Here is a 12,638-nt window from a genome sequence, read left to right on the forward strand (position 1 = left end):
CAATTCAAACAAATTGTGCGAGGAAGCCTCTGCCATAGGCCCGCAAGAGCCGCGTGGCAAAGGTTACATGCGATACGACGGGCCGCTCACGCTGCAAATATGCGATGACTGTAAGCGGCCCGTTCGTTCGTGCCTTTCCCTCAGCGACCCGCAGACGGGGACGCGCTGGCGGGCATGACTGCGACCTTGAACCCGCCATGGCTGACCAGATAGCGCTCGGCCAGCGCGCGAATTTCCTCGGGCGTCGCCTCGGAAAAGTCGCTCCACAGCGTGTTCAGCGCCATCAACCGCTGCGGATCGAAGGTCGCGCCTTCAAGCTGGTTAAGCCAGAAGGTGTGCCCGGTCTGCGCGCGGCTGACATATTGCTTCACCGGCTCCACCACGCGTTCCAGTTCGTCAGCGGTGGGGCCGTTGGCGGCCAGATCGGCAGCGATGGCCTGCGCCTCCTCGAAGAAGCCGGGGATCTGCGAAGGCTCGATCTGCACCAGCGCAAAGATCATGCCGCCGGTGTCCACATCCTTGGGCCAGGTCGAGTTGACGATCGGCGAGTAGGCCGCCCCCATCCGCTCACGCAGGTTGTCGAGCAGGCGGATCGAGAAGATGCGGCCCAGCAGGTCGAGCTTGCGGCTTTCGGGCAGGCCTGCAGAGCCACCACCGGTAGGCCAGGCGATCACCGCCGCAGCCTGATCGGCGTCGCCATTGTGCGTCAGTACCAGCGGCTCGGCATTGGCTTCGGGGAAGCTGACCGTGCGGTTGGCCACCTCGGGCGGAAGCGCCGGACGCGGGGCCAGAGCGCCAAAGGTGCGCGACAGCGCGGCGACTGTCGCCTCGCGGTCGATATCGCCGAACACATCGACCTCGACCGGACCTTGGGCGAGCAGGCGCTCCCACACGGCGCGGAACTGCTCGGGTGTTACTGCGGCGATTTCGTCTGGATCGGCAGTAGCGAAGCGCGGATCCCGGTCGCGCAGCAACCAGTCGAGATCGCGGTTGATTACGCCTGAGGGATCGGCGCCGTAGCTGTCATATGCGAGCCGCATACTGGCCTTTGCACGCGCCAGCGGCGCCTCGTCCCAGCTCGGCATGGCGAGCTTGGCGGCGAACAGATAGAGCTGGTCGGCAAGGTCTTCCTGCCGGGTCGCCCCTTCGAACACGAAGGTGCCATCCTCGATCCGGAACTGGAAGCCAAGCTTGCGGCCCGAGGCCAGCTTGTCGAGATCGTTCTGGCCGAGCGGGCCGATGCCCGAATTGATCAGTGCGACCTGGCCGAGCTGCGCATAGGCGGCCTCGCCATCCTCAAAGCCGCGCCAGCCCGCGCCGAACCGCACCCGCACCGTCACCCGGCCCGGCTCGTTATCGCGCGAGAACAGCATCGCACGCACGCCATTTTCGAACGCCAGCGCCTCGGTGTCGAATACGCCAAGCTCGGCGCGCTGCACCGGCGGCGCGGGTTCTCCGATGGCAGGCAAGTCGGCGAAGTTGATGGTCGAGCCATCGTCGCGCGCCACGCTGCTTGCCTCGACCGGCGCGGCAAGCGCCTCGCGCAACTGCTCGGCAGTGGCCTCGCCCGTCTGCGGGGTGAGCATGACAGCGCGCACCACATCACCTTCGAAAAGGTCGCGCGTAGCCTCCAGCAAACGGTCGGGCGTGAAGCGGTCCTTCATCGAGCGGAACACGTCGAGGAAGGTCTGCGGCGAAGCGACCGCTTCGCGTATCTCCACCGCGCCCACCAGCGTATCGGCGAGCTGGCTGCCGGCCTGAATACGCGCTTGTTCGACGCCATTGACGAACGAGATATCGAAATCGGCGACCACACGGTCGATCTCGGCCTGGCTCGGCGGCTGCGCCAGCGCATCGGCGATCACGCTGCGCACGTCGGCCAGCGCGGCCTCCCAGTTATCGTCGAGCGGGGCCAACGAAACGTAGGTGCCATCGACCGAGCGCGCGACCTTCTGCCGCGAGACCTGCGCGTAAAGGTAGTGTCCGCCCGCCCGCGCGCGGTTCTCCAGCCGCCGGTTGACGATGCCGGCCGCCAGTTGCTTGAGCAACACGCCGCGGTTGTATTCGATATTGTCTGTGACCTGCACCCAAGGGCGCATGATCGCGTAGTTCACAGCGCGGGCCTGCCCCGGCTCGACAATCACCGCGGCTTCACCCACTGGCACGCCGTCTGCTCCCGGCAGGGCATTGGCGGGTGCAATTGGATCGCCGAAATCAGGCGCTGCCGCGGGCTGTCCGGGAACCTTCCAGTCGCTGAACTCACGCTCGATCAGCGCGGCGAGCACTTGTGGATCCGCATCGGCCACCAGCACCACCACGGCATTTTCGGGGCGATACCAGCGCTGGTGAAACGCGCGCACGCTTTCCTGCGTTGCGCCCTGCAAAGTTTCGAGCGTACCGATGGGGTTGCGCTGAGAAAGGCGCTGACCGGCAAAGAAGGTGCTCTGCGTAACCTCACCGATTCGGCGGTTCGCGCCTGCACCGTCGCGCATTTCTGCAAGCACGATAGGCAGATCGGCGGCGAGGTTGTCGCTGCTGAGCGTGGGAGCCTCGATCATGCCGGCAAACAGCCGCACACTGTCCGACAGCTTGGCGCGATTGGCGTTGGGCAGGTCCAGCTTGTAGACCGTCTGCGTCGGGCCGGTAGAGGCATTGGTATCGGCTCCGAGGCTTGCCCCGAGACGCTGAAAATAGGGAATCGCCTCGCCCGGACCGAAGTCGCGAGACTGGCGGAAGGTCATATGTTCGAGCAGGTGGGCAAAGCCCCGCTCGCTATCCTCTTCATTGAGCGAACCGGCATCGATGGCCACGCGAAAGCTGGCCTGGCAAGGTGGCACGCCGTTCTCGCGCACGGCATAGCGCACGCCGTTGGGCAGTTCACCCATCAGCCATTCGTCATCGATGGGGATATCGGTGCCGCGGAAAATCCACGGGTCGTCGGGCCGAGCATATTTGGGCACGTCCTCGCCAGGGCTTGCCTGGATCGTGCAGGTGGCGGCGCCCTGAGCTTGCGCAGCCACCGGAGCGAGCAGCGGAGCAAGTAAGGCGAACGGGGCGAGAGCGCGGACACTGCGCGAAAGTAAGCTCATGCTGCAGTCCTAGACGACAATCCGATGAAGGGACAGTGAACGCATGTCTAGCGCGCTGCGGCAAGCCCCGTACCATCCCTTGTCGTCGCCCTGCCCTGCTCCTACATCCAGCCCCATGTTCATCGAGACCGAAACCACGCCCAACCCCGCCACGCTCAAGTTCCTGCCCGGACGCGCGGTGATGCCTTCCGGAACACGCGACTTCGCCAGCCCCGAAGATGCCGAAGCCTCCCCGCTGGCGGCTGCGCTGTTCGATTCGGGCGATGTGACCGGCGTGTTCTTCGGTTCGGACTTCGTTTCTGTAACCGCCGCGCCGGGTGCCGACTGGTCGGCGCTGAAGCCGCAGGTGGTGGCCGTGCTGCTCGATCATTTCGTCAGCCAGGCCCCGCTGTTCACCGGCGGCGATGCCAGCGGCTTTACCGTGCCCGCCGAGGACGAAGCCGAAATGCTCGGCGACGACGAAGGCACCGAGGAGGTGGTGGCGCAGATCAAGGAGCTTATCGAGACGCGCGTGCGCCCGGCGGTGGCGGGTGACGGCGGCGATATCCGCTATCGCGGCTTCCGCAGCGGAGTCGTCTACCTCCAGATGCAGGGTGCCTGCTCGGGTTGCCCCAGCTCGACCGCCACGCTCAAGCACGGGATCGAAGGTTTGCTCAAGCATTACGTGCCCGAAGTCACCGAAGTGAGGGCCGCCTGATGCACGAGCCGCTGTCCGATGCCGCGCTCGACCAGTTGTTTCGCGATGCGCGAACCTATCAGTGGTTCGACGGACGCGAAGTTACCGACAGCCAACTGGCCGCGATCTGGGACCTGATGAAGATGGGCCCGACCTCGATGAACCAGCTTCCGGCCCGGATCGTCTGGTGCAAGTCGGATGAAGCCAAGGCCCGGCTTGCCAAGCATGCCAACGAGGGCAATGTCGAAAAGATCAAGCAAGCCCCGGTCTGCGCGATCATCGCCATGGACGAAAACTTCCACGAGCACTTGCCGCGCTTTGCCCCGCATATGGACGATCCCAAGGCGGCCTTCGCGGGCGAGAAAAAGCGCGCAGCGCGCAAGACCTCGGCCTTCCGCAACGGCACCTTGCAGGGCGGCTATTTTATCATGGCTGCGCGCGCACTGGGGCTGGACTGCGGGCCAATGTCGGGGTTCGACAATGACGCCGTCGATGCCGACTTCTTCGCCGACAAACCAGCATGGAAAAGCAACTTCATCTGTTCGGTCGGCTACGGGGATCGTGGAAAAATCTTCCCCAGAGCGCCGCGCCCTTCATTCGAGGACTTCAATCGGCTGCTGTAATCCGTAAGAAGAGCGGGTGACTACACTGGCGATAGATTGCGCGACCGAGGCCTGTTCGGTTGCGCTGTTCAATGGCGGCGAACTGGTCGATGGCCGGTTCGCAGCGATCGGGCGGGGCCATGCCGAACGGCTGGTGCCGATGATTGCAGAATTGCCCGGCAAAGGCCGTGCCGAGCGCATTGTCGTGTCGCTTGGGCCGGGCAGCTTTACCGGGATACGGATCGGCCTCGCCGCCGCGCGGGCGCTGGGCTTAGCTTGGGGCGCGGAAGTTCTCGGTTATCCGACGCTCACGCTGGTCGCAGCAATGGCGCGCGCCGATCATCCCGACACGCCCATCACGGTCTGTATGAACGGCGGACACGGCGAATGGTTCGTGCAGAACTTCACCGATGGAGGCGAGCCTGAGGACGATATTCGTTCGCTCGCTCCGCCAGCGGCAGCCTTGGCCGGTCGCCACCCATTCATTGCCGGGAATCGCGCCTGCGCTTTGGCGGAGCAACGCGGCGATGACCGCCATGCTCTCGAGCTGCTGCCCGATGCACGCGCAGCCCACCTTCTTGGTCCCGCCCAGCTCACAGCCACGCTTGCGCCGATCTACGGCCGGGCGCCCGATGCGCGCCTGCCTCAGGCCAAAGTATGACCGACGATACGCTCGACGCCATCATGCATGTTATGGAGCAGGCCTTCGACCCTGTTTATGGGGAGGCGTGGAACCGGCGGCAGGTATCCGATGCGTTGATGCTGGCTAACACACATTGCGTCGTGATCGGAGCCGGTGCGACCGGCCTCTGGCATGACCCTGCAGAAGCGGTTGGATTTGCCCTGCTGCGAAAAGCAGCCGACGAAGAAGAACTGTTGCTGCTTGCGGTGGCGCCACAGCATCGACGCAAGGGCGTCGGCCACCGTCTGCTCGAACGGGCAATGGCCGCAGCCCGCGAACGCGGTTCGGCACACCTGTTTCTTGAAATGCGCGATGGCAACCCTGCCGAATTTCTTTATCGCGCCTTCGGTTTTGAACAGATCGGTCGTCGCCCCGGCTATTATCGCGGCGCCGTGGATGGCCCGATCGACGCGGTGACTTTCGCAAAACGCCTATAGCTCGCACATCCGGAAGTAAACGTTTTCTAAATAAATTCGGAACGTTGCGTGCCGATCCGCATTCTCTGTTCTTTCCTATCTAGCACTTGCTTTTGTCGAAATGTAAAATAGATAGGCCGAGGTGAGGTCGCAGAGCCCAGGATATCGAGGATACTATGGATACAGAAAAGAACGAAAACCGCGAAATGCTCATTACACTTGCTGCCGATATCGTAACGGCGCATGTCGCCAACAATTCGGTGGAAGTTAGTGACGTTCCGGTTCTCATCGAAAACGTTTACGGCGCGCTTGCGAAGCTCGGCGGCGAAACCGTCGAAGAAGCCAAGCCAGAGCCGGCTGTTTCGATCCGCGCATCGATCAAGCCCGACTATCTGATCTGCCTGGAAGACGGCAAGAAGATGAAGATGCTCAAGCGGCACCTTAAAACGGCCTATGACATGACCCCGGAAGAATATCGCGAGCGGTGGAATCTGCCTGCCGACTATCCGATGGTCGCGCCGAACTATGCCGAAACCCGCCGCGAACTGGCGAAGAAGATCGGCCTTGGCCGCAAACCGGGCCAGCGCCGGGGCCGCCGCAAGGCCACGACCTGAGTAACGCTTGACTGTTGCTGGACAATTTCCGGCACATACTTGAGCACCGCGCCCCGGCCCCCTATGGTCCGGGGCGTTTGCATTTCTGCCTGACTGAAAGAGGTCGCCCCGTGCCCCAGACTATCGATCTCGAAGCCCTCTGCGCCGAGCGCGGCCTTCGCATTACCGACCAGCGCCGCGTTATCGCCAAGGTGCTGTCGGAAAGCTCCGACCACCCCGATGTCGAGGCGCTGCACGCGCGCGCCTCCGCCATCGATCCCAAGATTTCGATTGCGACGGTCTATCGCACTGTGCGCCTGTTCGAAGAGGCCGGCATTCTCGACCGGCACGACTTCGGCGATGGTCGTTCGCGTTATGAGCCGGTGCCCGAAGCGCACCACGATCACCTGATCGACGTCGAAACGGGCAAGGTCGTCGAATTCGTCGATCCTGAGCTGGAAGCGCTGCAAAAGCAGATTGCCGAGAAGCTGGGCTATCGTCTCGTCGATCACCGCATGGAACTATACGGCGTGCGGATCGACCGCGAAGACAAGGCCTAAGAGCGGCGGCGCACATGAAGCCCGACCGCGCCGCCATTGCCGCCGGTGCGAAGCCGCATATTTCGCCGTTTGGCTGGATTCGGATCGGGCTGCGTGCGCTGGGGCTGTTGCTGGCGTTGCTGGTTTGCGTGCCGCTGCATTACCTCTGGCGGATCACCGCCTATGGCTCGCCTTTCCCCAAGCTGTTTCTCTATCTCGCGGCGTGCATTTGCGGGGCGCGGGTCAAGCGGCGGGGAACGGCGCTGCGGCGCGATGTGGTTTTTCTCGCCAACCACGTCTCGTGGATCGACATTCTTGCGTTAGCGGGCGCAAGCGGCACCGCCTTTGTCGCGAAGGCAGAGCTGCAGAAAGCTCCGGTGGTGGGCTGGCTCGCGGGGCTTAACCGCACCGTCTACGTCCAGCGCGAGGCGCGGATGGACGTCGCCGACCAGATCAACGCCGTGCGCGAGGCGCTGATGGACAACTGGTCGGTCACGATCTTCCCCGAAGGCACCACCACCGACGGCCAGTCGCTGCTGCCGTTCAAGACCTCTATGCTCAAGATGCTCGAACCGCCGCCGCCGGGGGTCTACGTGCAGCCGGTGTTCGTAGACTACGGCGCGGTGGGCGAGGAAATCGGCTGGATCGGCGACGAATCGGGCGTAAACAATGCGCTGCGAATACTTGCCAGGCCCGGCTCGTTCCGGGTGGAGCTGCACTTCCTCGAACCCTTCGCGCCGGAGGACCATGGCAAGGGCAGCCGCAAGCTGATCGCGGCGAAAGCGCGCGCGATGATCGAGGCCGAGCTGGTCCGCGCGCTCGGCAAGCCACCGCGCGATTTTGCCCATGATGTGGCGCCGGTGCGCTACAAGACAAAAGAGACTCCCGCCGACCCGCCGACCTGATCTTTCACCTCAGGCGTTTTTCCTGTATCGGCCCCCTTCTCATGAAACCGACCACCACACCAAAGACCTACCGGGTCAAGAGCTTCGGCTGTCAGATGAACGTCTATGACGGCGAGCGCATGGGCGAACTGCTCGAAGCGCAAGGCATCACGCCAGCGCCCGAAGGCGAGGACGCGGACCTCGTCGTGCTGAACACCTGCCACATCCGCGAAAAGGCTACCGAGAAGGTCTATTCCGATATCGGACGCCTCGTGAAGGCGGGCGAAGAAGCCGGAAAGAAGCCGATGATCGCGGTTGCGGGCTGCGTGGCGCAGGCCGAGGGCGAGGAGATCATGGCGCGCGCTCCTGCGGTGGGCATGGTGGTCGGCCCGCAGGCCTATCACCGGCTGGGCGACATGGTGAAGGACGCCGCCGCAGGCCGGCGCAACACCGACACGGACATGCCCGAGGACGCCAAGTTCGCAGCCCTTCCCGCCCGCCGCAAGGTCGCCGCCAGCGCCTTCCTCACGATTCAGGAAGGCTGCGACAAGTTCTGTACCTATTGCGTGGTTCCCTATACCCGCGGCGCAGAGATTTCCCGGCCATACAGTGATTTGTTGCGCGAGGCGGAGAAGCTGGTCGAAGCCGGCGCGCGCGAGCTGACGCTGCTTGGCCAGAACGTCAATGCGTGGAGCGGCGAGGATGACAAGGGCCGCGCGGTGGGCTTCGACGGGCTGATCCGGACGCTCGCCGAGCTGCCCGGCCTGCACCGCATCCGCTACACCACCAGCCACCCCAACGACATGACCGAGGGCCTGATCGCCGCCCATGGCGAGGTCGAGAAGCTGATGCCCTATCTGCATCTGCCGGTGCAGTCGGGCTCGGACCGGGTGCTGAAGGCGATGAACCGCAGTCACACGGCGCAAAGCTACCTCAAGCTGCTTGACCGGTTCCGCGCAGTGCGCCCCGATATTGCGCTGTCGGGCGACTTCATTGTCGGCTTCCCCGGCGAAACCGAGGCCGAGTTCGAAGAGACGCTCGCACTGGTGAACGAGGTCAAATACGCCGCCGCCTACAGCTTCAAGTACTCGCCCCGCCCCGGCACCCCCGCCGCCAGCATGGACGGCCAGGTCGCTCCGCAAGTGATGGACGAGCGGCTCCAACGCTTGCAGGCCGCGCTTAACCACCACCAGCTCGCCTTTAACGAGGCCTCGGTCGGCAAGAACTGCAAGGTGCTGATCGAACGCAAGGGCAAGCATCCGGGCCAGTGGCTCGGCAAGTCGCCGTGGCTGCAATCGGTGTTTTTCGAAGGTGACTGCGCGATGGGCGATCTGGTCGAGGTCGAACTGGTGCAGGCGGGGCCGAACTCGTTGGCGGGGCGTGTGCTGCAACCGGCGCGGGCCTGAGCCACTGCTCAAGGCATTTCCATGACTTTCCACCGCCTTCAACTGACGGCGCGCTTGCCAGCGCTTCGACTCTGCTTATCTTCGTAAGAACAAGCGAAGAAAGGACTCGATGGCCCGCAAAGCTCACCGTGGCACCAGCGCCGGACACGCTGCCGCGATCGCCCACCCCGAAGACCGCCGCGACGCCTCGCGCCGTGCCCGCATCGAGGTGATTTTCGATGAACAGGCCGCGCTCGGCATGTTGTTCGGAGAATTCGATGCCAACCTCGTCCATATCGAGAACCGGCTGGGCGTGTTTATCGCCGCGCGCGGAGACCGGGTGGTCATCGAAGGGAGCGAGGATGAAGTGGCTCGTGCCCGCGATGTGCTTTTGAAAATGCACGAGAAACTGTTGCAGGGCGAGGAAATGGACGCAGGCGCGATCGAGGCACTGATCGCGATGAGCAACGAGCCAACACTCGAAGGCATCATCACCGGCGATGCCAAGGCCCCGCCGATTATGATCCGCACCCGCAAGAAGACGATCACCCCGCGCAGCGCCATGCAGGGCGACTATATGCGCCAGCTCGCCAGCCGCGACATCATCTTCGCGCTCGGCCCGGCAGGCACGGGCAAGACCTATCTCGCCGTGGCGCAGGCCGTTTCTCAGCTCATCACCGGCTCGGTCCAGCGTCTGATCCTGAGCCGCCCGGCGGTGGAAGCGGGCGAAAAGCTCGGCTTCCTGCCTGGCGACATGAAGGACAAGGTCGATCCCTATCTGCGCCCGCTGTACGATGCGCTGTTCGACTGTATGCCGCCCGAACAGGTCGAGCGGCGCATTGCCAGCGGAGAGATCGAGATCGCCCCCATCGCCTTCATGCGCGGGCGCACATTGGCCGATGCCTTCGTAATCCTCGATGAGGCGCAAAATACCACGCGCGAGCAGATGAAGATGTTCCTCACCCGCTTCGGCCAGAACAGCCGCATGGTGATCTGCGGCGACCCGCGCCAGGTCGATATCCCCGGCGGCGACAGCATGAGCGGGCTTGCCGACGCGGTCGGACGGCTGGAGGGCGTCGAGGGCATGGGCGTCACCCGTTTCACCGCTGCCGACGTGGTAAGGCACCCGATTGTTGGCCGGATCGTCGAGGCTTACGAGGGGCCGAACGCCTGAGCTTGTCGAGGGATAAGCAAATCGGCTGGGCCGGTGCTATGGCTGGCTTTTGACGGGCTCAGGCGGAGCGGCCGTTATGGCTTACTTGCAGATTGACGGACGTAAATGGACCTCGAAATCGACATCGAAGGCTGGCCTGCAGGCCAATGGGAAGTGCTCGCCGAGCGGGTGTCCAAGGCCGCTTGCGAAATCGCGCCCGAACTCGCCAATCCGCGCCTGGTCGCCAGCCTCATCTTCACTACCGACGAGGAAGTCCACGCGCTCAACCGCGAGTGGCGCAAGCGCGACAAGCCGACCAACGTGCTCTCGTTTCCTATGCTCGAACGCGACGACCTTATCCATCTCGCCCCCGATGGCCCGCCCGAGATGCTGGGCGATCTGGCGCTTGCTTACGGTGTTTGCGCGCGCGAAGCGGCGGATAAGGGCATCGCGCTCAACCATCACGCCGCGCACTTGATTGTCCACGGCCTGCTGCATCTGGCCGGGTACGATCACGAAATTTCCGACGCCGATGCCGAGGAAATGGAAGCGCTCGAAATTAAGGCGCTTGCACTTGTGGCCATTGCAGACCCATATGCAGCCGATCATCAATGAAACAGGGACATGACGACAGGGCTATGCCCGAACCTGGACAAAGCGAGCAGTCTCCCGCGGGAGACGAGGACAGTAGTAGCAGCGGCGGCCTGTGGGGCGCGCTGCGCTCCTTATTCGACAATGGCACCGACACCAGCCTGAGAGCTCAGATCGAAGAGGCTATCGACGATCACGAGGACGAGAACGGGCGCGGTGAGCGTTCGTCCGGCAAGGGCGATCTCTCGGCGGTCGAGCTGGTCATGCTCAGGAACCTGCTGCACTTTTCCGAGCACGACGCCGACGACGTCGCCATCCCGCGATCCGAGATCATCGCCCTGCCCGCAGAAGCGAGCTGGGACGAGATGGTGGCGCAATTCGCCGAACATGGCGTTTCGCGAATGCCGGTTTATCGCGAGAAACTCGACGATGTGATCGGCATGATGCACATCAAGGATGTGTTCTCCTATCTTGCCAGCGGCGCGGCTCCGCCCGCCGACTGGACCACGATGATGCGCGAACCGCTCTATGTTCCGCAGTCTCGCGGCGCGCTCGACGTGCTCGCCGACATGCGCGCGAACCGTACTCATCTTGCCATTGTACTCGACGAATTCTCGGGCACCGACGGGATCATCACCATCGAAGATCTGGTCGAGGAAATCATCGGCGAGATCGAGGACGAGCATGACGACGAGCGCGTCGAACAGGTGGTGAAGCTGGAAGATGGCGTATGGGACTGCGATGCCCGCGCCGAGCTTGACGATGTTGCCGAGCTGGTGGGCGACCCGCGCCTCGCCGAGATCGAGGAATCTGTGGATACACTCGGCGGTCTGGCCTTCATCTTGGCTGAGCAGGTTCCCCAGCCGGGCACCGTGGTCGAACACCCGAGCGGCTGGCGCATAGAGGTCACCGAGGGCGACGAAACTCATGTTACCCGCCTGCTCCTGCACGCCCCCTTGCTCGAAGCAGAGAACAGCACGGACGAATAGGCTCGCCCATAAAATTCACACGACAGTATGCAAAATGCTGCATGTGCGATATAGGGTCGACCTGGGAGAGAATGAGCGGTTAAGAAAGGCCCTATGCGTCGCCTTCCCCCCCTGCGCGCCCTCGAGGCGTTTGTCCGAACCGTGCGGCTTGGTTCCGCGCGTGCAGCGGCGACCGAGCTCGGCCTGAGCCCCTCGGCGCTGTCCCGCCGGATCGCCAGCCTGGAAGATTTCACCGGTCGCAAGATGTTCAGCCGTCAGGGCCAGGCCATGCGGCTGACCGAGGAGGGCCGCCAGTTCTACGACAAGGTTTCGCCCCATCTGGAAGCGCTGGCCACGGCCGTGGAATCGCAATCGGAGAATGTGCAGCTGATGCGGCTGCGGCTGGGCGTGACCCCGCTGTTCGGCACTCAGCGGCTGTTCCCCCGCCTGCCCGAACTGCGCCGCCTGCACCCGCGCCTGCACCTCGATATCGATACCAGCCCCAACCAGCTGAGCCGCGTGGGCGATACGCTCGATGCCGTGATCGGGCTGGTCAACGAGCCCGATCCGTCGTTCCACTCGGTGAAGCTAGACCAGAACACGATCCACGCGATCGCCAGCCGCGAGCTGGTCGAACTAATCGGCCCTATACCCGACGAAAACATTCTGAGCGAACAGACCTTCCTCGTTCACACCGACATGCATCTCAGCTTCGAAGCATGGAAGACCGCGATCGGGATGAAAAACCTGCAACCGATGGCAGTGGACCATTACGACTCGGGCCAGCTCATTCTTGAAGCGGCAGCGCAGGGACTGGGCATCGCGGTGATGCATGACGACCACCTCGCGCGAAACAACGACCCACGGCTGGCCAAGCTCTACGACATTCTCGTCCCCAGTCCTTATTCCTACTGCTTTCTGTGTCGGCCAGCCGATCTGGCGCTGCGTCCGGTGCGGCTGTTTCACGACTGGCTCGTCGGGGCCGGCCTCTAAGGGCTCGCAAAACCCTTTTGAAATGTAACCGAATCGGGCAATGTCGCTTCGAAACGTCAACCGGGGA

General features: G+C 63.5%; 13 protein-coding genes. 12 read left to right on the plus strand and 1 reads right to left on the minus strand.

Annotated elements, in window-relative coordinates; translation table 11 throughout:
- Positions 1 to 140: 140 nt before the first annotated feature.
- Positions 141 to 3,089 (minus strand): M16 family metallopeptidase, encoded by a 2,949-nt coding sequence (locus tag E0473_RS04570; protein ID WP_137679631.1) that lies wholly within the window; start codon positions 3,087 to 3,089, stop codon positions 141 to 143.
- Between the two features lie 115 nt (positions 3,090 to 3,204).
- Between E0473_RS04570 and E0473_RS04575 the strand changes: the two genes are divergently transcribed.
- The 12 genes from E0473_RS04575 (at position 3,205) to E0473_RS04630 (ending at position 12,571) form a co-directional block, all read left to right on the plus strand.
- Positions 3,205 to 3,786, plus strand: a complete 582-nt coding sequence (locus tag E0473_RS04575; RefSeq protein WP_137679632.1) for a NifU family protein — start codon at positions 3,205 to 3,207, stop codon at positions 3,784 to 3,786.
- On the plus strand, positions 3,786 to 4,388 hold the full coding sequence (locus tag E0473_RS04580) for a malonic semialdehyde reductase (RefSeq protein ID WP_137679633.1): 603 nt from the start codon (positions 3,786 to 3,788) through the stop codon (positions 4,386 to 4,388). Before E0473_RS04575 ends, E0473_RS04580 begins: the two co-directional genes overlap by 1 nt.
- 16 nt (positions 4,389 to 4,404) lie before the next feature.
- Positions 4,405 to 5,028: a tRNA (adenosine(37)-N6)-threonylcarbamoyltransferase complex dimerization subunit type 1 TsaB gene (tsaB, locus tag E0473_RS04585; RefSeq protein ID WP_137679634.1), complete on the plus strand. Its 624-nt coding sequence runs from the start codon at positions 4,405 to 4,407 to the stop codon at positions 5,026 to 5,028.
- On the plus strand, positions 5,025 to 5,486 hold the full coding sequence (locus E0473_RS04590; RefSeq protein ID WP_137679635.1) for a GNAT family N-acetyltransferase: 462 nt from the start codon (positions 5,025 to 5,027) through the stop codon (positions 5,484 to 5,486). The genes tsaB and E0473_RS04590 overlap by 4 nt, the downstream gene beginning before the upstream one ends.
- A gap of 155 nt (positions 5,487 to 5,641) precedes the next feature.
- Complete coding sequence (locus E0473_RS04595; RefSeq protein ID WP_137679636.1) at positions 5,642 to 6,079, plus strand: Ros/MucR family transcriptional regulator; 438 nt, start codon at positions 5,642 to 5,644, stop codon at positions 6,077 to 6,079.
- A gap of 110 nt (positions 6,080 to 6,189) precedes the next feature.
- On the plus strand, positions 6,190 to 6,618 hold the full coding sequence (locus E0473_RS04600; protein ID WP_137679637.1) for a Fur family transcriptional regulator: 429 nt from the start codon (positions 6,190 to 6,192) through the stop codon (positions 6,616 to 6,618).
- A 14-nt stretch (positions 6,619 to 6,632) separates the two neighbouring features.
- On the plus strand, positions 6,633 to 7,502 hold the full coding sequence (locus E0473_RS04605; protein WP_137679638.1) for a lysophospholipid acyltransferase family protein: 870 nt from the start codon (positions 6,633 to 6,635) through the stop codon (positions 7,500 to 7,502).
- A 41-nt stretch (positions 7,503 to 7,543) separates the two neighbouring features.
- Positions 7,544 to 8,887 carry a tRNA (N6-isopentenyl adenosine(37)-C2)-methylthiotransferase MiaB gene (gene miaB, locus E0473_RS04610; protein WP_137679639.1) on the plus strand — a complete coding sequence of 448 codons (1,344 nt, stop codon included), beginning with the start codon at positions 7,544 to 7,546 and terminating at the stop codon, positions 8,885 to 8,887.
- 109 nt (positions 8,888 to 8,996) lie between these two features.
- Positions 8,997 to 10,040, plus strand: coding sequence for a PhoH family protein (locus tag E0473_RS04615; protein ID WP_137679640.1), 1,044 nt, complete (start codon positions 8,997 to 8,999; stop codon positions 10,038 to 10,040).
- Positions 10,041 to 10,145: 105 nt separating this feature from the next.
- Positions 10,146 to 10,634 (plus strand): rRNA maturation RNase YbeY, encoded by a 489-nt coding sequence (ybeY, locus tag E0473_RS04620; protein WP_137679641.1) that lies wholly within the window; start codon positions 10,146 to 10,148, stop codon positions 10,632 to 10,634.
- A gap of 23 nt (positions 10,635 to 10,657) precedes the next feature.
- Positions 10,658 to 11,599, plus strand: coding sequence for a CBS domain-containing protein (locus tag E0473_RS04625; protein WP_137680057.1), 942 nt, complete (start codon positions 10,658 to 10,660; stop codon positions 11,597 to 11,599).
- A gap of 93 nt (positions 11,600 to 11,692) precedes the next feature.
- Positions 11,693 to 12,571 carry a LysR family transcriptional regulator gene (locus E0473_RS04630; RefSeq protein WP_137679642.1) on the plus strand — a complete coding sequence of 293 codons (879 nt, stop codon included), beginning with the start codon at positions 11,693 to 11,695 and terminating at the stop codon, positions 12,569 to 12,571.
- Positions 12,572 to 12,638: the final 67 nt, after the last annotated feature.

Source organism: Aurantiacibacter suaedae (assembly GCF_005434915.1).
GTDB classification, from domain to species: domain Bacteria; phylum Pseudomonadota; class Alphaproteobacteria; order Sphingomonadales; family Sphingomonadaceae; genus Alteraurantiacibacter; species Alteraurantiacibacter suaedae.

Bases quoted from the DNA above. Each gene is read 5' to 3' on its own strand.
- E0473_RS04570 (WP_137679631.1), bottom strand. From the start codon at position 3,089: ATGAGCTTACTTTCGCGCAGTGTCCGCGCTCTCGCCCCGTTCGCCTTA.
- E0473_RS04580 (WP_137679633.1), top strand. From the start codon at position 3,786: ATGCACGAGCCGCTGTCCGATGCCGCGCTCGACCAGTTGTTTCGCGAT.
- E0473_RS04605 (WP_137679638.1), top strand. From the start codon at position 6,633: ATGAAGCCCGACCGCGCCGCCATTGCCGCCGGTGCGAAGCCGCATATT.
- E0473_RS04595 (WP_137679636.1), top strand. From the start codon at position 5,642: ATGGATACAGAAAAGAACGAAAACCGCGAAATGCTCATTACACTTGCT.
- E0473_RS04630 (WP_137679642.1), top strand. From the start codon at position 11,693: ATGCGTCGCCTTCCCCCCCTGCGCGCCCTCGAGGCGTTTGTCCGAACC.
- miaB (WP_137679639.1), top strand. From the start codon at position 7,544: ATGAAACCGACCACCACACCAAAGACCTACCGGGTCAAGAGCTTCGGC.
- ybeY (WP_137679641.1), top strand. From the start codon at position 10,146: ATGGACCTCGAAATCGACATCGAAGGCTGGCCTGCAGGCCAATGGGAA.
- E0473_RS04625 (WP_137680057.1), top strand. From the start codon at position 10,658: ATGCCCGAACCTGGACAAAGCGAGCAGTCTCCCGCGGGAGACGAGGAC.
- E0473_RS04590 (WP_137679635.1), top strand. From the start codon at position 5,025: ATGACCGACGATACGCTCGACGCCATCATGCATGTTATGGAGCAGGCC.
- E0473_RS04575 (WP_137679632.1), top strand. From the start codon at position 3,205: ATGTTCATCGAGACCGAAACCACGCCCAACCCCGCCACGCTCAAGTTC.
- E0473_RS04615 (WP_137679640.1), top strand. From the start codon at position 8,997: ATGGCCCGCAAAGCTCACCGTGGCACCAGCGCCGGACACGCTGCCGCG.